We start from the raw sequence: 22,509 nt of genomic DNA, 5'->3' as shown, positions 1-22,509 counted from the left end.
TTATCATATGATATTTAATTTTTCTATCATAGTTTGGTTATTCCCTATCATTTTTATGCTCCATGAATTTGAAGAGATCATATTTTTTAAATACTGGATAAATAAAAACAAGAATTTTCTTTTTAATAAATATCCCAAAATATCAAAGCGGTTCTTATCCCATTTTGAAAACTTGTCTACTCCGGCTTTTACAGTTGCAGTTGCCGAGGAATTCATATTATTAAGCATAATTACAATAGCGTCAGTTATTTTTGATATGTATTTATTATGGCTGGGCATATTTATGGGCTTTTTCATTCATCTGTTTACTCATTTGATACAGTGGATAATTATACGCAGATATATACCTGCTATTTACACTACATTTATCTCCTTCGCATACTGTATCTTTTCTTTAAACTATATGGTTAACAACAACATATTTCAAATAAAGGATATTCTTCTATGGACTATTATAGGCCTCGCCATTGTTTTTACCAATCTTATTATTGCCCATAAATTAGCCTTTTGGTTCGATAAAATCACAAAAAAATGAATCCAAATATAACCATCAGAGAAATACTCCTATCAGAAATTTACAAGTTGAAAGATATGCTATACGAAGCTATTTATCAGCCTGACGAAAAGGACCTTATACCTAGAAATGTATTAGAAATACCAGAAGTAAATGCTTACATAAAAGACTTTGGAAAAAGGGCCGACGACTATTGTTTAGTCGCAAATTTGGATGGCAAAATTATTGGAGCCGTGTGGGTTAGAGTTATATCAGACCAGATAAAAGGTTATGGCCATGTAGATGCCCAGACACCTGAATTTGCAATATCCTTATATAAACAATATAGAAATCAAGGAATTGGAACTCGTTTAATGACCCATATGATAGATTATTTGCGTAAAGTAGGATATAAACAGGCCTCATTAAGTGTACAAAAAGAAAATTATGCTGTACAGCTATACTTTAAAATGGGATTTAGTATCGTTAAAGAAGACAATGAAGACTACTTAATGATATTAAATCTAAATCTATAATATTCAGTTTATCCGATTTGAACTAAATATATTATAAAAATGGAACAAGCTTATTAAACTTATCTAAATTATATTGAAATAAGATAGGTTTAGGATAAGTCTTTACATTCTTACATTCATCTAATTTTACAACAGCTCCTGTAGATAACACCTTACGTTGAAAGTTTCTTCTGTCCAAAATTGTACCATGTAAAGCTTCATGTATATTCCTCAATTCGGTCATTGTAAACTTCTTAGGCAACATTCCATACCCAATTGGAATATATTCATCAATTACGCGTATTAACTTTATAGCCCTTTCAATTATAGACTTATGATCTGAATATAATGGAGGTAATTCTTCCCAATCAAACCATTTATAATTAGAAGGAAGCTCTATATCCTCATATCTAACGAATGCATAATACCCCAAGGTCAGGAATCGCTGCTGGTAAAACTCTTTACCTTCATGATCAGTGTTTCGCATATGCTCCTTTTTTAAATCTATATCTTCCCTATCTATATCACTAAAAAGATAGAATTGTTTATAAAAAGCCACATCTGATCCGATACTACTCCTTAATATCTTTTTTACAGCTTCGTCTGCGTTTTTTTCTTCAGCAAGCATAAATCCGCCCGGAAGATTCCACACTTTATTTAGGAATTTCTTTAATAATATTAGAATCTTATTTTTATGGTAGCCGATAATAACACAATCCAGAGAAAAACCGGGGTGATATACTTCCCCATTTACCATATTCAAATTTACTCTATTTAATAAAGAACCTTCTTTTTCCATTGCTTAGGCATTTTTTTACAAAAATAGGACATTAATATAAATATTGTAAGTCACCCGCAAATAATTTTAATTATATGTTTTTAAACATATCGTGCGTCAATTATGACACACGATAATATTCATATATTTGCTGCGTCAAGAGTGACACACTATTTATACATAACGAGATAATTAATTATTTAATATTTCCAAATAAATTAATTATTTCAAGAATCTGGGCAACACCAACAATAATCTGTAAGACAATTAATTTAAACTCTTACCTATCAATTTTAATTTAACGAATAACTAAGTACATCTTTTGCATTCAAATCCCATGTTTTATCTAACAAAACAAACTGGATTATAAAGGAAATTTCTTGGGAACTTACCTGACAGCAATAATATAGGCATAAAGGAAAGTATACTCCCATTTGTAAAAATCATTCACTCAATACATGATTGAATTGAATATTATATAGTCAACAAGTACCTGAGTAATATGCTCTAGACTTAATTGACTCAGCTAACAATAACTATTTTTTATAAAAAAAAGCACTACATCAATTAATATAGATTTTATTAACGATTATTATGAAAACAAAAATTTTAAGTATTGCGCTATTGGGTGCGAGTCTATTATGCTCAGCCCAAAATCCTCAAGATAGAGGATATTCACAAGTTACCAATACCAATGGCCCTACATTGGGTTATTCACCCACTTCCGGGGTCAAAATTATAACAATAAACGGCTTACACTTTAAAGACCTTAATAAAAACGGGAAGCTAGACAAATATGAAGACTGGCGATTACCAGCCGAAGAACGGGCTAAAGATCTGGCTAAAAGAATGTCGGTAGAACAGATTGCAGGATTAATGCTATATAGCATTCATCAAACTATACCTGCAAGTGAATCTGGATTCGGTTCAGGAAAATATAATGGGAAGTCTTTTAAACAAAGCGGAGCAAATCCATGGGATCTCACCGACGAGCAAAAGACATTTCTAAAAGACGACAATCTTCGCCATGTTCTTATTGTTGGTGTAGAAAGTCCGGCGACAGCTGCAAAGTGGAATAACTCGATGCAGGCATACCTTGAAGGTATTGACTTCGGTATTCCGGGAAATACAAGCTCCGATCCACGGCATGCAACATCTATTAATGCTGAGTTTAATGCTCGTGGCGGCGAAATATCACTATGGCCTAGCGAACTAGGTCTGGCTGCAACATTTGACCCAAGCTTAGTAAGAAAATTTGGAGAAATAGCTTCTGCTGAATATCGGGCTTTAGGTATAACTACAGCTTTGTCTCCGCAAATCGATCTATCAACCGAGCCTCGCTGGTTTCGCCTTGGCATGACATTCGGCGAAGGACCTCAATTGGTTACAGACATGGCACGTGCATATGTAGACGGTTTTCAGACGTCTACCGGTAAAGATGAAATTTTAGGTGGATGGGGATATCAAAGTGTCAATGCAATGGTGAAACATTGGCCTAGCGGTGGACCTGAAGAAGGTGGACGCGACGGACACTGGGCCTTTGGGAAGTTTGCCGTATATCCGGGAAATAACTTCGAAACACATCTGAAACCATTTACTGAAGGAGCTTTCAAATTAGATGGAAAAACAGGAATGGCTTCAGCCGTTATGCCTTACTATACAATATCTTACAATCAAGCCACAGACGGAACTAACCTGGGAAATGGATTTAGCAAATACATTATTACAGATCTGCTAAGAGAGAAATATGGATATGATGGAGTAGTATGTACAGACTGGCTCATTACAGGAAATGAAGGTAAAACTCCAGGTGATTTTGCGGGAAAACCATGGGGTGTAGAAGATAAAACTATTGCAGAAAGACATTACATAACATTAATGGCAGGTGTGGACCAATTTGGTGGTAATAATGTAATGGGGCCGATCATCGAAGCCTACAATATGGGAATCAAAGATCATGGGAAAGCGTATATGAAAGCTCGTTTTCAACAATCTGCGGTAAGATTGCTAAAAAACATCTTTAGACTTGGGTTATTCGAGAATGCCTATCTGGATCCGCAAGAAAGCTCACGTATCGTTGGCAACCCTGAATTTATGAAAGCAGGGTATGAGGCACAAATAAAGTCATCTGTTTTACTTAAAAATAAAAATAATGTTCTCCCTGTAAAAGAAAAAAAAACGGTATATATACCAAAAGTATATACTCCTGCAAATAAGAATTGGTGGGGAATATGGACTGAATCTAAGTTAGACTACCCTATTGCTATGGATATCGTTAAGAAGTATTATAACGTAACAACCAACCCGAATGAAGCTGATTTTGCCATCGTTTTTGTATCAAACCCAAAAAGTAGCGACGGTGGATACTCTGATCTAGACCGTAAATCCGGAGGAAATGGTTATGTCCCAATCTCATTACAATACAATCCCTATACTGCAACTGAAGCCCGCGAACATAGTATTGCCGCAGGAGATCCTGTCGTAGATCCATCTATTACGGATCGCTCTTACAATGGAAAATCAACTCGCACTAGTAATGCCAATGATTTGGATATTTTACTAACAACCAGACAAATGATGGCCAACAAACCTGTCATAGCCGTTATTAATGTAACCAATCCAATGGTATTCAATGAATTTGAAAAAGATATGGATGGTATTATTTTACGCTTCAGTGGTTCGGCGCAATCAGCTCTTGACATTATTTCGGGAAAATATGAACCATCTGGTCTACTTCCGATACAGATGCCAGCCAATATGTCTACTGTCGAAAAACAACTTGAGGACGTTCCATATGATATGGAATGCCATAAGGATACAGAAGGAAATATATACGACTTTGGATTTGGTCTTAATTGGAAAGGTGTGATAAAAGATGGTCGCACAGCTAAATACGCTAATAAAAAATAACGATTCCATAAAATATGAAAAATATAATTAGAAATACAAGTGTTGCACTTGCTTTGACTTTGTTCGGAATAAACTTGTACGCACAAAATGTACAGACAAAAGACTCAACCAAAGTTGTTCAATCCGAACAAAAAGCAGACCGTAACGTGATGCTCAATGCATCAAGTAATACTGGTCCACGTGATGTAAATATCGGTCTTCCGGCAAGTGTGGGAGGAACAACAGTTCAGGAGAATGGACTGCCGGTAGTATTCTTCTTCTGGCCTGAATTCCCGACGGCAGCATGGCGATCAGATGCCATGTTAAATAAGTTCCAACTACTGGATCTTAACCAGACAGCTCTTAATGTAGGCGATCTAGGTTTTTCGGTAAGTACTTATGACAATCTTGGAACAGATAAGTTTCAAGGAAAAGGTACTGTTAATTCCAATCATTTTGGATTGATACGAAACTCTATAAATATTAGCGGTCCAATTACAAAAAATGGCTTAAAGTTTTCAGCCGGGATGTACACCAGTCTCGATCCCGGATCATTCAAACCAGAAGGAGTTGACCGATATTATGGTGATAAAACTCAGATGTATAAGTTCGCCCTATCTCAAGACTATACCACCTCGTGGATAAAAGGGACTACATCTGTACTTTATAAGTATATCAATGCAAAGAACATCTCAAACAAAAACAGCCCGTTCATATATAAAACGAATGGAGAAGTAGAGGAATTGGATAATTTCAGATCCGGAAGAGATTCTTATTATGAAAATACAGGTAAGGTTGACCTAATTAATGCATCTACAGGTAAACACTATACTCGTGATATAGTAAATGACTATGGGTCTCGTTCAAATACCATCGATTTGATAAGTAATAATACCTTATCCAATGGCTTAAATGCAAATTTAATTTTGCGCTATCGTGAAGCTAAAGCAGGAATATTTGCTCCTTTCACAATGGGAATAGATCAAGCAAATTCGAGGGATGCATCTAAAGTAAGATATCAGTACGAGGATGGAACCCCATATACAGGAAATGCTCAGGGTATTTTTGTTTTGGCATCAAAACGTACTCCGATAAAGACGTTCATGTCACGATTTGAAGTTGGACGTAAATCCGGAAACCATGATTGGAAAATAGGAATCCAGGAATCGTATTATGGCGTGGATAAATTTACCACCGAAACAACCCAATACTATCAGGAAGTTGCGGCGAATCCGAATAAGCTAATCAGATATAATTATAATGATGAAAAAGGCATTTGGGCACAAGAAGGTGCCTCAAATACTCCGGGAAGCGGTAATTACAATGATAACATTTCACTCGAATATCATAATGGACATGAAAATAAACATGCTATCTACTTGATTGACAAATGGAATATTATCCCACAATTGGAGGTGACTGCGGGAGCAAGATTCGAATATCATGCCGTACGTGGAGATTATTTGGACAGAAGTATAAAAGATCCTGCTACAAATTTGCCCTATACCACAATAAATGCGCCTAAATTGAGGATTGATGATGATTGGTTCAAAAAGGCGTTTACATTAAATATTGTATACAAAATGACAAATAGATTCGGTTTGTTAGGCGAAGCAAGTTATAATGAGCAGGGAGGGCAATTAGAGAGTTACTCGTCAGGGAAAGATCCTAAGCTAAAAAAATCAAAGATTCCCGGAGCAGGTTTCGGAGTTTATTACAATCACCCACTTATCAGTCTGGTTTCAAAAGCGACTTATATAAAAAGAGACCAATATAGATCAACTGTAAACTTCATGAACCCGAATAATCCAAGTCAGATTGAAAGGCCAATGACACATTACGACATTGAAACAATTGGATGGACTACTGACGTTATTCTTAAGCCATTTAGTGGGTTCGATCTTCACCTCTTATTCACTTATCAGGCTCCTAAGTATAAGAACTACTCAGGTACAGTTTCTTTTGCTGATGGAACAGTAAGCAATTACAATTTCAGTGATAAAAATGTAACAGCTATATCCAAAGTTTTAATAGAAATAGATCCAAGTTATACATACAAAGATTTGAGAGTATGGGGTAGCGCACGTTACTTTAGCAAACAGTATATGAATAAACCAAATACGTTGCACTTCGCTCCTCGTTGGGAAACATTTGCCGGGGTTAGCTATAAACTAAGTAAAAGTGTAGACGTTAGTTGTACTTTTGTTAATCTTCTCAATCAGAAAGGGGCATCAGGATCTATCAGTGATGCAGATTTAATCCTAACAAAAGAGGATGCTGCAAAGAAAGACAATACAATCATGTCGGGCTCATATATCCGTCCGTTTACTGTTGAATTTGGTTTGAATTATCGGTTTTGATTCATATTCATAATAAATTAATGTAATTAAACACTCCCTTCGGTAATCTGGCCGAAGGGATTTTTTATTTTCCTTCTATAGGTAACCTCTATGTTACCATCCTTTCTGAAAGAATTAACAATCAAAGTAGTTCTAAGTTTGTATATTTAAAGAATCTATTTATTAACGAAAAAGTGTAATTGTTTTAAAACACTTATTTCTTCCTTGATGTTATAATTAAGGAGAAAAATAGGCAGTTGAAAAAAGGAAAACATCAAAATACAGTTAAATTATGAAAACTACTATCCTAATAGCTCAATCATACGGACAAGCCGATGTCCTAGAATATTACACTCAGGAACTACCAAAATTAGCTTCAGGCATGACCCGCATTCAAGTAAAAGCAGCAGGAATCAATCCGATCGATGCAAGAAGAATGACCGGAGAATTTAAACATTCTGCTCTTCCTCAGACTTTCGGAACAGAATTTTCCGGCGTAATTGTCGAGGTCAACTCAAATTTATCAAGCTGGTCGATTGGAGATGAAGTGCTAGGATCGGGAGGCTCATTTACTCATGCCACAATAATTGATGTTCCTAACGAGAATCTGATAAAGCGCCCACAATCAATAAGCTGGGAAGTAGCAGGATCGTTAGCCGGAGCATCTCAGACTGCTATGACTATTTTAGATGAAATAGGAAAAGTTAATTCTCTATTAGTTCATGGGGCTTCCGGTGGTGTTGGCTCCATAACGGTGCAACTTGCCAAAAGCCGAGGAATAGAAGTCGTCGCAACTGCATCTGCCAGAAATCAAGAATATTTGAAAAGTCTCGGTGTAACCCCAATCATTTATGGGCAAGGACTTACCGAACGGCTAAAAGAAATACACCCAGATTTGTTTGATGCTTCAATAGATATGTCCGGAACAGAAGAAGCTGCTCAAACCTCCTTGGAATGTGTAAAACCCGATGGTTTTATAGGATCTATTGCGGGTAAAAGACTTTCTTCACCTCGTATTCAGGCTGTTTGGGTCAAAAGAAATCCTTCGAACCTAAAATATGTTGTAGATGGAATTGCCGAAGGTCATCTTAAGTGGAATGTAGATGAGAATAACATTTATCCTTTTGAGAAGGCTGCTGATGCATATGACAATATCCTTAAAGGACATACAAGAGGTAAAATTGTACTGGTATTTTAATTTGTAATAAATATGATGCTGTCAGAATGGCAGCATCATTTCCCTAATATTCGTTTTCGATGGGTTATTCCCCAATCAACGAGCTTTTGCGTTATTATACCCGTACTTTTACCATATTCCGTAATGGCATATTCAACTGTTACAGGTTTACCTGAGATTACTTTTCTAGAAACCAGTTCGTTTTGCTCCAGATCCTTTAGTTCTTTAGAGAGCATTTTAGCCGATATACCGCTAATTCCACGTTCTATTTTTTTGAATGTATTATCATTATTCTCATTTGCTGTCAAATAATGTAATATTTGCAATTTCCATTTACCACCTAATATATCTAATGTATCTCGCATGGCCAACAGATTCTGATTGCACACTGCTAAATCTGGATTATTATTCATAGCTGTAGTTACCTTAATGTTACTAGTTACCCTCGAGTAACTTGATGCAAATATACAACCTTTTGGCCTTGTTTTTGACGATCTATAACTATAAGATCATACTTTATAAGATATGATGTCAACTGAAAATAAAAAAGGAGAATTATTATGAAAATAAAAAAAATTACAAAAGTAGTAGGTACCTTAGATGTAAGGGATCCATTTATATTGGCGGCAAGTCATTATGATAAATATCCAGAAGGCAATGGCAATATGGCACCTAAGTTTTATATTCCGGGAAGACAAAAAGGTAGTGATTTTGATCGGAATGCACCATGGCGAATGTATCATGGCGACAAAGTACCGGGATTTCCTCAACACCCTCATCGTGGGTTTGAGATTGCCACTATCATTCCTGAAGGCTATGCCGATCATTTCGATTCTAAGGGAACACACGGGCGTTATGGGGAAGGTGACGTTCAACTGATGAGTGCCGGGTCAGGGGTAATGCACTCCGAAATGTTTCCTTTATTAAATGATGATAAGGAAAATACATTACGACTATTTCAGATATGGATAAATCTTCCAGCTAAAAGCAAGATGACAGAGCCAAACTATAAAATGCTTTGGAAAGAAAATATTCCTGTCGCAAAAATCGAAAATCCATCCGGAAATAATGTAGAGATTAAAGTCATATTAGGGGAATACTATGGAGTAAAAGCTCTTGGTGCATTAAAAAGCTCTTGGGCCACCGATGAGAATAACCATGTTGGAATAGCCTTGATAGAGATGGAAGCCAATACTGAATTCAAGTTAAAAGGCATCTCATCTACTATGAACCGCTTCTTATTTCACTACGAAGGATCCGAACCTGTCAGTATTGAAGGGACTGATTTACAAGAAGGATATTTAGCCGATTTATTGGGTGATCAAGAAATTATTATTAAAACCGGCAAAGCCCCCGCAAGATTACTCTTACTAGAAGGAGAACCCATTAACGAACCTATTGCTGCATATGGACCATTTGTCATGAACACCAATCAGGAACTACAAGAGGCATTTGATGATTTCCGTAAAACAGAATTTGGAGGATGGCCATGGGGTGAGAAAGAATCGGACATCATTATAGACAAAAGTAAAGGACGTTTTGCCAGCTATCAATTTGGGAAGGTAATCGACAAACCTCATGAATGATCTTTCAACTTATTATAAGATTCATCATCTCAACATATAAAGGGATACAGCCCTTTATATGTTGAATATTTCCAAGTAAATCAAACTCAATTATATATAGACAATTTTAAACTAAAATTTATGAGAGAAATCGTTTTAATTACAGGTGCAAATGGATTAGTAGCAGGCCATACAGCTAAAATTTTGAAAAACAATTATGACGTGAGGTTTCTTACCAGAAATCCGAAACAAAAAAACGAATATAAATGGGATCCTGTGAACTGGGAAATAGATGATAAAGCATTAGATGGGGTTAGCTATATTATTCATCTTTCAGGTGCCAAGATTTACGATGGTACACCACTTACTGATGAGAGAAAGAAGTTGATATGGGACACTAGAGTCGGAGCGAGTGAGCTTCTATTGGAAAGGATAAAGAGTAAAAATATAAGACTAAAAGCATTCATATCCGCTAGCGCTCTAGGCCACTACGCATTCACAGACAATACTATCGCTATTGATGAAAATGGAAATATCGCTACAACTTATGAAGCAGAACTCACTGTCGGATGGGAAAAGGCAGCAGATCAATTCAAGATAGATGGAGTTGTAGACCGTGTTGTTAAACTACGCATATGTCTTGTTCTTGGCAAAGAAGGCAGTTTATTCTTAGGCTTTAAAGACAAATTAAAAAACGATCCTGATAAGTTTAAAAATATAGAAGGAGGCACTTATTTTCCTTGGGTACATGCGGATGATATGGGGGGGATGTTTGCCTACGGAGTGACAAACAATACTCTTGATGGGGTATTTAATACTACGGCTCCTGATACAACAAGTCAAGAAGCCATTTTCAAGATGATGTATTATTTGGACAAGCAAGATATCACAGCCTTTGAAAAGGTGGACACTTCTTTCACCGGGAAACATCTAACTTCAGCTAAAATTGAGAAAACAGGATTTAAATTCAAATATCCTGATATCAAATCAGCATTGGAGAACCTAATGAAATGATAGATATAGAAAAAGTATTTGTATAATAAGTAAAAATATGGGCAGAGTTATTCACAATAATAACTCTGCCTTGTTCTTAGCCCAAAAATTAAACTCTAGTACTACTATTTAATCTTTATTTCATTATAAAATCCTATAAGATCAAAAGATAAGAAAACCCGGGAAGATATATCTGATCTTATTTCTTTTCCAAAAGAAGTAAGATCCCAAACAGTCTTTACCGTATCATATGAGATATTTGAAGAGTTAAAGAAATAATACATACTAATTGAACGACGCAAAGCTTTGCGCCATTATGAAAAGCCTTTTAGATTAATCCATATATTAAATAATTAACTTTGGCTAAGATATTCTATAAAATCACCAGAATAAATTATAAGATGAAAGCATTAACAAGAAAAACAGTATCAAACAGACAATACCCGGAACGTATCATCCAGTTTGGTGAAGGCAACTTTCTCCGGGCTTTTGTCGACTGGATTATCTGGAACATGAATCAGAAAACAGACTTCAATAGTAGTGTAGTAGTTGTACAACCAATAGCCAATGGCATGGTTGATATGCTCAACTCGCAGGACGGGTTATATCATCTTATACTAAAAGGACTTGAAAAAGGCGAAGCAATATACAATATACAATTAATAGATATTATTAGTCGCGGGCTAAATCCATATACACAATTTAAAGAATACCTGGAGCTAGCCGAGAATCCGGATATGAGATTTATTATTTCGAATACGACTGAAGCCGGTATTGCTTTCGACCCTAATAATAAATTCGAAGATACACCAGCAAATAGTTATCCGGGAAAATTAGTCCAACTACTATATCGTCGTTTCGAACGGTTTAATGGAGCAAAAGATAAAGGTTTGATCATTTTCCCTTGTGAACTTATCTTCGAAAATGGCCGGGTATTGAAAGAATGTATTAATAAATACATAAAACATTGGAATCTGAGTGAAGAGTTTAGTGCATGGTTTGAAGAAAGTTGTGGTGTATATAGTACGTTAGTAGATCGTATTGTACCGGGTTATCCTCGTGAAATTGCAAATGAAATAAAAGAAAAAATTGGATTTGATGATAATTTACTCGACGAAGGTGAGATCTTCCATCTTTGGGTCATCGAAGCTCCGGAGAAAGTCGCTGAAGAGTTTCCTGCTGATAAAGCTGAGTTGAATGTTATTTTTGTTCCAAGTGAAGAGCCATACCATGAGCGTAAAGTAACTTTACTAAATGGACCACATACGGTATTATCGCCTGTAGGTTACCTTGCCGGACTAAATACTGTACGAGAATGTGTTGAAGATGACGTTATCGGGGCATTCGTACGCAAAGTAATGTTTGATGAGCTACTTCCAACTCTCAATTTGCCAGAAGATGAATTAATACAATTTTCTAACGATGTATTAGACCGTTTCCGTAATCCTTACGTAAAACATTTGGTCACAAGCATTATGCTCAATTCTTTTCCCAAATATAAGACTCGGGATCTTCCCGGACTAAAAACATACTTGAAACGTAAAGATAAACTACCCGATGGTTTGGTATTGGGACTTGCAGCTATCATTACCTATTACAAAGGTGGTAAACGTGGTAATGATGAGATAGTAATACAAGATGATCAGCGGATTATCGATTTATTACAACATCTTTGGAAAACTGGAGACACTAATCAAATAGCAAAAGGTGTACTTGCAGCCGATTTTATTTGGGATGAAGATCTTAACGACATACCAGGACTTACTGATAAAGTATCCAATTATTTGGAAGCTATTCAAAAAAGAGGCATGCTGAACGTAGTTAAAGAAATACTTATATGAATAGAACGATAAAGATCAACCCTATCGACAATATTGTAGTGGCTGTTGAAGAAATGATAGCCGGAGAAGAAATATCAATAGACAATAATAATATTATCCTCTTAAATGATATATCGGCCGGACATAAAATTGCTTTAAAAGATTTTGAATATGGAGATCACATTATCAAATATGGCTCTCCTATCGGGCATGCTTGTGAAGCAATCAAAAAGGGTAGTCTGGTTAATGAAAAAAATATAAAAACTAATCTTGAGGGAATATTAGAATATAACTATATACCGACTATTACGCCTTCACCAGAAGAAAACAAAGAACTTACATTTAAAGGCTATCGTCGCAAAAATGGGGATGTAGGTATTCGTAACGAAATATGGATTATCCCTACTGTAGGATGTGTAAATGGTATTATAAACGCATTGGCAGAGGAGCTACGCCGCGAAACAAATAATAAGGGAGTAGATGCCATTGTTGCTTATCCACATAACTATGGCTGTTCTCAGTTGGGAGATGATCACGAAAATACACGAAAAGTTTTACGCGATATGGTTCTTCACCCAAATGCAGGAGCCGTGCTAATAGTTGGACTTGGATGTGAGAATAATCAGCCTGATACCTTCCGCGAAATGTTAGGAGATTATGACAAAGACCGAGTTAAATTCCTTGTTACACAAAAAGTCCGAGACGAACATGAAGAAGGGATGAAACTTCTTCGCGAATTATATGATTTGGCCTCAAAAGATGAGCGAACCGAGGTGCCTCTGAGCGAGCTCAAAATAGGTTTAAAATGTGGTGGTTCTGATGGTTTTTCTGGAATTACAGCAAATCCTTTATTGGGTACATTCTCCGATTTTTTAGTTTCGCAGGGTGGCACAACAGTACTAACCGAAGTTCCTGAAATGTTTGGTGCTGAAACAATATTAATGGGGCGCAGCCTTAACAAAGAGGTCTTTGATAAAACAGTCCATCTTATTAATGACTTTAAAGAGTATTTTATCAGTAATAATCAACCAATATACGAGAATCCTTCGCCAGGTAACAAAGCGGGAGGAATATCCACCTTAGAAGAAAAATCACTTGGCTGTACACAAAAGTCAGGAACATCTGAAGTCAGGGATGTCCTGATGTATGGGGATCGACTAAAAACTAAAGGATTAAATTTACTTAGCGCACCCGGGAACGATCTGGTAGCCAGTACAGCCCTTGCTGCGGCAGGGTGTCACATTGTTTTATTTACTACAGGTCGTGGAACTCCTTTCGGAACGTTTGTTCCTACTATGAAAATATCGACAAACAGCCGTTTATATAACGACAAACCGGGTTGGATAGATTTTAATGCAGGCACACTTCTTGAAGGAGAAACAATGTCTTCTCTGAAAGAACGTTTCATAGAATATATAATAGAGACAGCAAATGGAAATAATGTAAATAACGAGAAAAAGAATTATAGAGAAATCGCTATTTTTAAAACTGGAGTTACGCTTTAAAACTTCAGGAACTCTCTTAATACAGCCTCTTGTTCATCACCTATATTTGCCCATCTCGCTACAATCTTCCCTTGTTTATCTATTAAGATAAAAGTTGGAAGATATTCTACATTATAATTATCTGAGAGATCTTCATCAAACAAGCGGCCATCTGAATTAGTTGCAGCAAGAATCTGGGGCCATTCATTTAGGTTGTATTTATCAATTGCTCGAAACCAGTTATTGCTATTTTCATCCGAGGATATCCCGATAATCTGTAATTGTGCCCGACTATACTTAGTATGTATATCTTTCAGTTTTGGTATTTCTTTTATACACGGAGCACACCAACTTGCCCAAAAATCTAAAAGAACATAACTCTTTCCCCTAAAGTCTGATAACCTGACCATATTCCCTAATGAATCCTTTTTGACAAAATCGGGGGCTATATCACCCACCAAGGCACTAACAGTTTTCCCCTGTTGTAAAATCTGTCTATAGCTAGTTTACCCATCAGACTTGTTTTCAAATTTTCGGATAAGCTGTTATAAACTGATAAGATTGTATCTTTACCTACAAAATCGAACTTTGATGCACGATACAATAAAGCAGGGGAGATTTTATAGCTCTTATGCTTTGAAGCAAAATCGATATATACCTTGTGTTTTTCCTTATTAAGGAGAATCATTTCAGCTGAGTTGCTATGAATTATATTTAACAAACTATCTATTATGGATGAGTTGTCCGGCAACTGCATTTGATTAATCCGGTTAAATTCATTAATCAGATCAACCATAACATTTGACTTCTCATCCATTAATCTTTCGTAGGAGCCTACCGCCTTCTTTATTTCTTCATTTTCTTTATCCACTCCGGTCCCTGATAATCCGTATGTATAGGGCTGTTTTGCATCAATATTTAACTTCATCGAACAAGGTTCTATATACAATTCAATCCCCTTACTATCAAAATTTAAATAAGCTAATGTCAGACCCTCCAGTTTTCCTTTAAAAATAAATTTGCCATCAATAATTTTTGCGGTATCACATATCTCATACCATTCATTATTCTGCAATGAATAATAATTTAGATATATACTGTCCAAGGTTTTGCCCCCTTCTATAGAACCTTCCAGTACAAAACTATCTGATACAGACTTATTACAACTTGCAACTATAATTAGTAATAAACTAAAGAAAACAACCCGATTTATCATAAGATTAAGATTTGTAGACACTTTGACTCTTACCTCTAGAAACGTTTACATTCTAATTATTATTGCATCTAGCAGTTATTATATTAATTTATTATTCAGTCAATTATCGTCCAAGTATACAATATGATCAATAAACCAGAATAAAACACGAAACAGGCGATGAGGTAGAATACTGTAGAAATAGCAATCATCAACAATTTCCAAGAAAGTGAGAAAAGAGATTTGCATTATATTATTTTCAGGAGATTGGTTTATTGCATTTAAAACAAACTTTCAAATAATGCCCCTAAAAATCAATAGGCTGTATGTTATAAAACCTACAGCCTATTATCGTGTCTTTGTTGTCTCACTAAGATTCGAACTTAGACAGGCAGATCCAGAATCTGCAGTGCTACCATTACACCATGAGACAGTATTGTTTGCTACCGCAAAGTAACAAACAATATTTTTATTTCGCAATCAATAAGAAATAGTTTTTCTTTCCTTTTTGTGCTATGATATATTTTCCTGCAAGCAGATTAGATGAATTAATTACATCATCAAAATTTTCTAATTTTTCTTTATTAATCATTACACCTCCTGACTGTACAGTCTTTCTCATTTCTCCTTTTGAAGGAAAAACAGTTGCTTTTTCAGTCAATATATCTACAGCTTTGATTCCGACAGCTAATTCATCTTTCGAAATATCAAATGTAGGGACGCCTTCAAATACCTGAAGGAATGTTTCTTCGTCCAATTTCTTCAATGCGTCGGTAGTCGCATTCCCAAAGAGTATATTAGAAGCCTCCACGGCTTGCTCGTAATCCTCTTCTGAGTGAACCATAACTGTAACTTCTTTAGCTAACCTTTTTTGTAACGGACGTAAATGAGGAGCAGCTTTTTGTTCAGCAACTAAAGCTTCAATTTCCTCTTTATCAAGAGCCGTAAATATTTTTATATATTTCTCAGCATCCTCATCACTTACATTCAACCAAAATTGATAAAATTTGTAAGGTGAGGTATATTTTCTTTCAAGCCAAACGTTTCCTGATTCGGTTTTACCAAACTTAGTTCCGTCTGCTTTTGTAATTAAAGGACAAACCAGAGCAAAGGCTTCACCTCCTGCTTTACGGCGGATAAGTTCAGTTCCTGTAGTTATATTACCCCATTGATCGGAACCACCCATCTGAATACGACAACCTTTTGTTTCATATAAGTGGAGATAATCATATGCTTGCATCAATTGATAAGAAAACTCTGTAAACGACATGCCTTCTGACGCTTCTCCGCTCAACCTTTTTTTCACGGAATCTTTAGCCATCATATAGTTTACCGTAATGTGTTTTCCTATGTCCCGGATAAAACTCAAAAACGAGAATTCTTTCATCCAGTCATAATTATTTACCAACAATGCCGCATTTGGCCTGTCTGATTCGAAATCGAGAAACTTAGCAAGCTGTTTCTTTATCGACTCCTGATTGTGACGAAGTGTGGCTTCATCTAACAGATTACGTTCGGACGACTTCATCGAGGGGTCTCCAATCATACCTGTTGCACCACCGATAAGGGCTATAGGGCGGTGTCCTGCTCTTTGGAAATGCTTCAGTATCATTACACCGACCAAGTGTCCGATATGTAGTGAATCGGCAGTAGGATCAATACCTACATATCCCGAAGTCAGTTCCTTTTGTAGCTGTTCTTCCGTACCCGGCATGATTTCCTGTATCATACCTCTCCATCTTAGTTCTTCAACAAAATTCATCGAATTGGTTTAATTAATTACGCAACTTTATTTTAGTTAGTGTGCAAAAATACGACCTTTTTCGGAAAGAAAAAATTTATGAGACCATTTAGTAATCGCTTAACAATCATAAAAACAGAAGAAATAATTATACATAGTTATACCTTCAAATTAAAAGCAGAAAATAGTAAAAAAGGTTTAAACCCCATTACTTATCAATTTTTCTGTTAAAAAAGTCATACCATATTGATGTTATTTATTAGATTCGCATCTTTAGTTTTCATAAGGAGATAAATGGATAAGCAATTTGATCATACCAAAGTTCTGATTGATGAGGCTACATTGAAAGAATTCTTCAATGCCTACTTTGACGATATCTGCACTTTTCTAAACTACTATACACACAACAAGCAGCTCATCGAAGATATCATTCAGGATATTTTCATCAAGCTATGGGAAGAAAGAGACACTGTAAATATATTCTTCATTAAAACATATCTTTACAATGCAGCCCGGAACAGGATGCTTAATCATTTACGCAATGAGCAAAACCGATCTGCATTACTTGACGAATGGGCCAATAGGGAAATAGAAAAACAAAAGGCAAAAGACTGTGTAAATATGGAGGAGTTTAGCCTGATATATCAACAGGCTATAAATGATTTACCCGAAAAATGCAGGGAAATATTTATCTTAAGTAAAGAATACAGTAAAACCTACCGTGAAATTGCCGAAACCAAAAACCTATCTATAAAAACAGTAGAAGCCCAAATGTCTATTGCTATAAAAAGGGTCAGAGATTATATTTTAAAATACTATAGTCGTCCAAACAGTGCACTCCCTCTAATTACAGTACTAATTGCAACACAAGGCTATCTTTTCTTTGATTAGTAGAACCTACTGTTTCCAACCTTTTTCAAAAAATGTCAAATCCTTTTAGGGGTATTCAGTCCCTTTACGTGTCTAATAATTAAAGTAAGCAGAAATATGAATAATTCTCACATACCATACGAAAAGATTGCAAAATATATCAGGCAAGAAGTTTCTGCTAGCGAGAAGCTTGAGATCGAATCGTGGGTTAATTCATCCGTTGAGAATAGCCGGCTATTTGACCAACTTCTCAACGAATGGGAAAATATCTATGATAGTCCCGAACTATTTGTACAAGCAGATAAAAATAAAATATGGACTAATATATCATCCCAAATACAAACTGCTATACCGAAAAAATTATACACCAAGCGGTTCCTTATCAAAATTGCAGGTGTAGCTGCCATGCTGGCGCTTATAATAGGAATCGCATCTACTTTCTTTGTTAAATCGACGATAGAAACAGTGGCGTCAAGTCAATCCATTACTACTATTGAAACAATGCTGGGACAAAAAATGCAAATGACCCTACCGGATGGAAGTAAAGTATGGCTTAATTCTGATTCTAAGCTGACTTATAATGGCAACTTCAATAATTCTGACCGCATTGTTAATCTGGAAGGAGAAGCTTTTTTTAATGTTTCGAAAAACGAGCAGAAAAAGTTTATCGTGAAAACATCCAGTGTTGATGTAGTCGTAAAAGGTACATCCTTCGACGTATCTGCATATCGCGACGAGAAACAAATAAGTATCTCGCTATTGGAAGGCAAAGTTGCTATTACAGATAAAAATGGTAAACATATGACAGATATGAAACCGAATGAATTAGCAATTATATCTCGGCAAAATCTAAGATATACTCTATATAAAGAAAATGCTGAAACATATCGTGCATGGGTTAATGACCAATTAATCTTTTACAATGCCGATATATACGAGGTAACAAAAAAGCTTGAACGTTGGTATGGTATCAATATTACCCTGGTAAACCCTGACGAAAGACAAAAGTATACATTCTCGGTAAAAGCTGAATCGTTACGTGAATTGCTTGAACTATTTAATAAGATTACGCCAATTGATTATAAAATAAACGGAAAGGAGGTAGCCATTATTCGTAAATAACCTTAAGTATCTAAATTATATTATTAAAACACAAAAAATAGCCTTTTACTCTAGAGGATAATAATCTGATCCTCACCACATATTAATTAACAATATAAATAAATTTGTTATGCAAAGAAAAACACTTTCACTTTGCGTCTTGTTTCTTACATGCTTTGCACTTTCGGGATTTTCACAAAGCAAAGAAAAAATAGACCTTTCATTAACCAATGTAACCTTAAAAGAATTTTTCTCGACTGTAGAAAAAAAGTTAGGATATTCATTTATGTACAGTAATGTAGACATAGATGACAATAAACAAATTTCGATAAATGAAAAATCCGGTACTATAAGATCTTTACTTGACAAAGCCTTTAAAAACTTACCTATCAAGTATGAGATAACTGCAAATAAGATTGTTCTTACCAAAGCTGACACGATAGTCCCTCTGCAATCCTCCCAAAAGAAGGTAAAAGGGAAAATTGTTGACGATACAGGCGAACCAATTATTGGAGCTAGTGTAGTGGTCAAAGGAACAACTAAAGGTACTGTTACCGATATAGATGGAGATTTTGACCTGGAAGCAACTCCGGGGGAAACTCTTCTCATTTCGTATGTCGGTTTTGAAAAACAGGAAATAAAAATTGGTAATCAAACTACATTCGATATTAAACTGAAAGAAGATAGTAAAATCCTTGATGAAGTAGTAGTTATCGGATATGGTACATTAAAGAAAAGTGACCTTACCGGAACACTTAGCTCTGTAGACACGAAAGATCTGGTTACAAAAGCGACCAGCAATCCGGTTGAAGCTCTACAAGGTGTTGTCGCGGGTGTAAATATTCAAAAAAACAGTGGCCTTGCCGGAGCTGGAGCTTCTGTGAAAATCCGTGGGGTCAGTACATTTGGAGATAACGAACCTCTTTATATTATAGATGGCTTTCCCGGTTCGATTACGTCTGTAAATCCAAACGATATAGAGTCGATGGAAATACTTAAAGATGGCGCAGCCGCAGCGATCTATGGTTCGGTTGCCGCCAACGGCGTTATCATTGTTACAACCAAAAGTGGGAAACAAGGAAAAATACAAGTAGATATAAACAGTTATGCCAGCATAACATCAACAGCTAAAAGGTTGGAGCTTCTCGATGCAAACGGATATATAACTGTACACAAACGTATGTATGACGAATATAACAAATATGCGTCCAAACCTGCTACCCTACCCGATTATCTTTCAAATCCGGGAACAAATGATACTAATTGGCAAGACGAAGTATTCCGTACCGGCTTTTCTACAACACAAAGTGTAGCTGTACGCGGCGGACAGGATAATACAAGATATTCCCTATCCACTAATATTACAAATGAGAAGGGAATAGTTATATCCAATACCTTTACTCAACAAAATGCGAGAATGAAGATAAGCACGAAAAAAAATATTTTCTCTATCGATGGTAACCTTGCATTTACAGCTACTAAAAGTCGTGCGCCTCGCTTCAGTCTGAAAGAAACATATATGATTTCCCCTCTTGTTCCCGTATACGATGCTAACGAGGAAGGTGGTTTCGCCCTTACAAATTGGGGAGGAATACCTAACAATGTTAATGTCATTGCTGATGACCACTATAAGAACAATTGGACCAAAAGTCAGGAAATAGCAGCTAATATAGCCGTTGGTGCAGATATCTATAAAGGCCTGACTTTCAAAACAAGCTATTCATACAGAGGAAATAATGAACAATATTATTTCCATCGTCCAGCCTATACATCTGATGTGAAAAATGTATATGAATATCCGTTTTATCGTGAAAGAAGATTATACTGGGACGAACAGGTATTTGACAATCTATTGAATTACAGCAACAAGTTTGACAAACACTCTGTAAATGCGATGCTGGGAACATCTCTTACATTAACATCATCCAGTTGGAATATGGTCGATGTAGAAGGTAAAAAAACTGTTTATTCTGTAAATAACGGAAATATTATAACGAATGAAGTTGCCGAAGGTTTTTCCGATCCATATTTTATGACTATCGGGGCAGGAAGAGGAGGTACATTCTCGGCTGATGGTACTAAATACAACTATAATCGCATGTCTTACTTCGGACGTATAAACTATTCTTTTGACAGTAAATACCTATTTCAATTCACCTTACGCAGAGATGGATCATCTAAATTTGGTAAAGACAGCCGTTACGGGAACTTCCCTTCTGTGGCTCTCGGTTGGAGAATAAACGAAGAAGCTTTCTTCCCTGAAAACACTCCTGTATCGAACCTTAAGTTAAGAGCTAGCTGGGGAAAACTTGGAAATGAAGTTGCATTGGGTTACTATGATCATCAGGCACTGATATCAACAAGCAATAGTCTATATATGGGCTATGTACAAGGATCGGGAAATCCTTGGCCTGGAAGTAGTGCTACCGGACTGGAAAATCGATTATTAAAATGGGAAGTAACTGTTTCTAAAAATATAGGTCTTGATTATGGTTTTTTAAACAACCAGATTACAGGAACAATAAACTATTATAATAACACAACTGAAGACCTTCTTATCACAAAAAAAATGGCTCCATCGTCAGGACTAGACGATCCTATTCTAAACGTTGGTAAAATGCGAAACAGCGGACTTGAGTTCGAATTTAACTACTCAAAAAATTCCGGAGATTTTAAATACAATCTAGGGATGAACTTATCCACATTAAATAATAAGATGATCTCACTGGCTGACGAAGATCAGATATTATATGGCGACGGTTTAAAATTCGGGACTGAACACTTTCCAAACCAAACAAGAGTAGGAAGGCCTATCGGAGCATTTTATTTATATAAGACGGCAGGTATTTTCCAAAACGAATCAGAAGTATCTGCCCATGTAAACAAAAACGGAGAACTTCTGCAAAGTAATGCTAAACCGGGAGATATTCGTTTTGTAGACATCAACGGGGATGGTACTATCGATGATGATGATAAAGAATATTGTGGAACAGGAATGCCTAAAGTAGAGGTAAATCTAAATTTGGGAGCTTCATACAAAGGCTTTGACGCTATGGCACTAATTGGTAGTGGCTGGGGACATAAACTTTATAATGGCAACAGATATTTTTATGAAAGCATGAGTTCCGGATCAAACTTTTTAGCCAGCACCCTCAATTCTTGGACACCTCAAAATACGAATACTGATATTCCACGTGCTGTATTACAAGACCCTAACGGAAACTCAAGAGAGTCGGACAGATTTCTTGAATCAGGAGACTTTATTCGTTTACGCCAGGTACAATTAGGTTATACATTACCTAGAAAACTATTAAACTCTATGAAATTAGAGAATCTGAGAATATATGTTAGCGGTGAGAATCTTCTCACTTGGACAAAATATGATGGGATTGATCCTGAATTTGCACCTTCTAGCGACAGCGACAAATCTAAGAGTCTGAATACAGGTGTAGACAGGTATATATTTCCTTTCACTCGCTCTTATGTTTTTGGCCTTCAGGTTACATTCTAAAATAAACGGCTATCGAATTATAAAAATACTATACCAAT

The 22,509-nt window shown here is 36.0% G+C and carries 17 protein-coding genes; 12 read left to right on the top strand and 5 right to left on the bottom strand.

Annotation, left to right across the window (positions count from 1 at the left end):
- The first annotated feature begins 7 nt into the window (after window positions 1–7).
- Both JGH11_RS20525 and JGH11_RS07660 read left to right on the top strand, forming a co-directional pair.
- Complete coding sequence (locus JGH11_RS20525; protein WP_201110990.1) at window positions 8–535, top strand: HXXEE domain-containing protein; 528 nt, start codon at window positions 8–10, stop codon at window positions 533–535.
- The gene (locus JGH11_RS07660) at window positions 532–1,029 is read left to right on the top strand and encodes a GNAT family N-acetyltransferase (RefSeq protein WP_201110989.1); all 498 of its coding nucleotides are present in this window, start codon (window positions 532–534) and stop codon (window positions 1,027–1,029) included. The genes JGH11_RS20525 and JGH11_RS07660 overlap by 4 nt, the downstream gene beginning before the upstream one ends.
- 31 nt (window positions 1,030–1,060) lie before the next feature.
- Here JGH11_RS07660 and JGH11_RS07655 read toward each other — a convergent pair whose 3' ends face one another.
- Window positions 1,061–1,807 (bottom strand): hypothetical protein, encoded by a 747-nt coding sequence (locus tag JGH11_RS07655; RefSeq protein WP_236263906.1) that lies wholly within the window; start codon window positions 1,805–1,807, stop codon window positions 1,061–1,063.
- Between the two features lie 573 nt (window positions 1,808–2,380).
- Between JGH11_RS07655 and JGH11_RS07650 the strand changes: the two genes are divergently transcribed.
- The 3 genes from JGH11_RS07650 (at window position 2,381) to JGH11_RS07640 (ending at window position 8,212) form a co-directional block, all read left to right on the top strand.
- Window positions 2,381–4,696, top strand: coding sequence for a glycoside hydrolase family 3 N-terminal domain-containing protein (locus tag JGH11_RS07650; RefSeq protein ID WP_201110988.1), 2,316 nt, complete (start codon window positions 2,381–2,383; stop codon window positions 4,694–4,696).
- Between the two features lie 14 nt (window positions 4,697–4,710).
- Window positions 4,711–7,035, top strand: a complete 2,325-nt coding sequence (locus JGH11_RS07645; RefSeq protein WP_236263905.1) for a hypothetical protein — start codon at window positions 4,711–4,713, stop codon at window positions 7,033–7,035.
- A 271-nt stretch (window positions 7,036–7,306) separates the two neighbouring features.
- The gene (locus tag JGH11_RS07640; RefSeq protein WP_201110987.1) at window positions 7,307–8,212 is read left to right on the top strand and encodes an NADP-dependent oxidoreductase; all 906 of its coding nucleotides are present in this window, start codon (window positions 7,307–7,309) and stop codon (window positions 8,210–8,212) included.
- A 35-nt stretch (window positions 8,213–8,247) separates the two neighbouring features.
- Here the strand turns inward: JGH11_RS07640 and JGH11_RS07635 are convergent, their stop codons facing one another.
- Window positions 8,248–8,604: a helix-turn-helix domain-containing protein gene (locus tag JGH11_RS07635; protein ID WP_201110986.1), complete on the bottom strand. Its 357-nt coding sequence runs from the start codon at window positions 8,602–8,604 to the stop codon at window positions 8,248–8,250.
- Between the two features lie 147 nt (window positions 8,605–8,751).
- Here JGH11_RS07635 and JGH11_RS07630 point away from each other — a divergent pair, with 147 nt between their 5' ends.
- The 4 genes from JGH11_RS07630 to JGH11_RS07615 all read left to right on the top strand — a co-directional run bounded on the left by JGH11_RS07630 (window position 8,752) and on the right by JGH11_RS07615 (window position 14,074).
- Window positions 8,752–9,777, top strand: coding sequence for a pirin family protein (locus JGH11_RS07630; protein WP_201110985.1), 1,026 nt, complete (start codon window positions 8,752–8,754; stop codon window positions 9,775–9,777).
- Window positions 9,778–9,897: 120 nt separating this feature from the next.
- Entirely contained in the window at window positions 9,898–10,770 is an 873-nt protein-coding gene (locus tag JGH11_RS07625; RefSeq protein WP_201110984.1) for a DUF1731 domain-containing protein, read from the top strand.
- Window positions 10,771–11,150: 380 nt separating this feature from the next.
- Complete coding sequence (locus JGH11_RS07620; RefSeq protein WP_201110983.1) at window positions 11,151–12,590, top strand: tagaturonate reductase; 1,440 nt, start codon at window positions 11,151–11,153, stop codon at window positions 12,588–12,590.
- Window positions 12,587–14,074: a UxaA family hydrolase gene (locus JGH11_RS07615; protein WP_201110982.1), complete on the top strand. Its 1,488-nt coding sequence runs from the start codon at window positions 12,587–12,589 to the stop codon at window positions 14,072–14,074. Before JGH11_RS07620 ends, JGH11_RS07615 begins: the two co-directional genes overlap by 4 nt.
- Here the strand turns inward: JGH11_RS07615 and JGH11_RS07610 are convergent.
- The 3 genes from JGH11_RS07610 to tyrS form a co-directional block, all read right to left on the bottom strand.
- Entirely contained in the window at window positions 14,071–14,511 is a 441-nt protein-coding gene (locus JGH11_RS07610; RefSeq protein ID WP_201110981.1) for a TlpA disulfide reductase family protein, read from the bottom strand. The genes JGH11_RS07615 and JGH11_RS07610 overlap by 4 nt on opposite strands.
- The gene (locus JGH11_RS07605; RefSeq protein ID WP_201110980.1) at window positions 14,499–15,269 is read right to left on the bottom strand and encodes a DUF4369 domain-containing protein; all 771 of its coding nucleotides are present in this window, start codon (window positions 15,267–15,269) and stop codon (window positions 14,499–14,501) included. The genes JGH11_RS07610 and JGH11_RS07605 overlap by 13 nt, the downstream gene beginning before the upstream one ends.
- Before the next feature lie 448 nt (window positions 15,270–15,717).
- On the bottom strand, window positions 15,718–17,010 hold the full coding sequence (gene tyrS / locus JGH11_RS07600; RefSeq protein ID WP_201110979.1) for a tyrosine--tRNA ligase: 1,293 nt from the start codon (window positions 17,008–17,010) through the stop codon (window positions 15,718–15,720).
- A 273-nt stretch (window positions 17,011–17,283) separates the two neighbouring features.
- Here tyrS and JGH11_RS07595 point away from each other — a divergent pair, with 273 nt between their 5' ends.
- The 3 genes from JGH11_RS07595 to JGH11_RS07585 all read left to right on the top strand — a co-directional run bounded on the left by JGH11_RS07595 (window position 17,284) and on the right by JGH11_RS07585 (window position 22,471).
- Window positions 17,284–17,880: an RNA polymerase sigma-70 factor gene (locus JGH11_RS07595; RefSeq protein WP_201110978.1), complete on the top strand. Its 597-nt coding sequence runs from the start codon at window positions 17,284–17,286 to the stop codon at window positions 17,878–17,880.
- A 96-nt stretch (window positions 17,881–17,976) separates the two neighbouring features.
- Entirely contained in the window at window positions 17,977–18,981 is a 1,005-nt protein-coding gene (locus JGH11_RS07590; RefSeq protein ID WP_201110977.1) for a FecR family protein, read from the top strand.
- A gap of 109 nt (window positions 18,982–19,090) precedes the next feature.
- Entirely contained in the window at window positions 19,091–22,471 is a 3,381-nt protein-coding gene (locus JGH11_RS07585) for a TonB-dependent receptor (RefSeq protein ID WP_201110976.1), read from the top strand.
- The last annotated feature ends 38 nt before the right edge of the window (window positions 22,472–22,509 follow it).

It is taken from the genome of Dysgonomonas sp. Marseille-P4677 (assembly GCF_016652235.1).
Classification (GTDB): domain Bacteria; phylum Bacteroidota; class Bacteroidia; order Bacteroidales; family Dysgonomonadaceae; genus Dysgonomonas.
Note: the sequence above shows the minus strand (reverse complement) of the source record. Positions and strands in the feature narration are given on the sequence as shown.

Excerpts from the sequence above, each read along its gene's own strand:
- JGH11_RS07625 (WP_201110984.1), top strand. The coding sequence starts at position 9,898 with ATGAGAGAAATCGTTTTAATTACAGGTGCAAATGGATTAGTAGCAGGC.
- JGH11_RS07660 (WP_201110989.1), top strand. The coding sequence starts at position 532 with ATGAATCCAAATATAACCATCAGAGAAATACTCCTATCAGAAATTTAC.
- JGH11_RS07595 (WP_201110978.1), top strand. The coding sequence starts at position 17,284 with ATGGATAAGCAATTTGATCATACCAAAGTTCTGATTGATGAGGCTACA.
- JGH11_RS07590 (WP_201110977.1), top strand. The coding sequence starts at position 17,977 with ATGAATAATTCTCACATACCATACGAAAAGATTGCAAAATATATCAGG.
- JGH11_RS07640 (WP_201110987.1), top strand. The coding sequence starts at position 7,307 with ATGAAAACTACTATCCTAATAGCTCAATCATACGGACAAGCCGATGTC.
- JGH11_RS07650 (WP_201110988.1), top strand. The coding sequence starts at position 2,381 with ATGAAAACAAAAATTTTAAGTATTGCGCTATTGGGTGCGAGTCTATTA.
- JGH11_RS07615 (WP_201110982.1), top strand. The coding sequence starts at position 12,587 with ATGAATAGAACGATAAAGATCAACCCTATCGACAATATTGTAGTGGCT.
- JGH11_RS07630 (WP_201110985.1), top strand. The coding sequence starts at position 8,752 with ATGAAAATAAAAAAAATTACAAAAGTAGTAGGTACCTTAGATGTAAGG.
- JGH11_RS07620 (WP_201110983.1), top strand. The coding sequence starts at position 11,151 with ATGAAAGCATTAACAAGAAAAACAGTATCAAACAGACAATACCCGGAA.
- JGH11_RS20525 (WP_201110990.1), top strand. The coding sequence starts at position 8 with ATGATATTTAATTTTTCTATCATAGTTTGGTTATTCCCTATCATTTTT.
- JGH11_RS07635 (WP_201110986.1), bottom strand. The coding sequence starts at position 8,604 with ATGAATAATAATCCAGATTTAGCAGTGTGCAATCAGAATCTGTTGGCC.
- tyrS (WP_201110979.1), bottom strand. The coding sequence starts at position 17,010 with ATGAATTTTGTTGAAGAACTAAGATGGAGAGGTATGATACAGGAAATC.
- JGH11_RS07585 (WP_201110976.1), top strand. The coding sequence starts at position 19,091 with ATGCAAAGAAAAACACTTTCACTTTGCGTCTTGTTTCTTACATGCTTT.
- JGH11_RS07655 (WP_236263906.1), bottom strand. The coding sequence starts at position 1,807 with ATGGAAAAAGAAGGTTCTTTATTAAATAGAGTAAATTTGAATATGGTA.
- JGH11_RS07605 (WP_201110980.1), bottom strand. The coding sequence starts at position 15,269 with ATGATAAATCGGGTTGTTTTCTTTAGTTTATTACTAATTATAGTTGCA.
- JGH11_RS07645 (WP_236263905.1), top strand. The coding sequence starts at position 4,711 with ATGAAAAATATAATTAGAAATACAAGTGTTGCACTTGCTTTGACTTTG.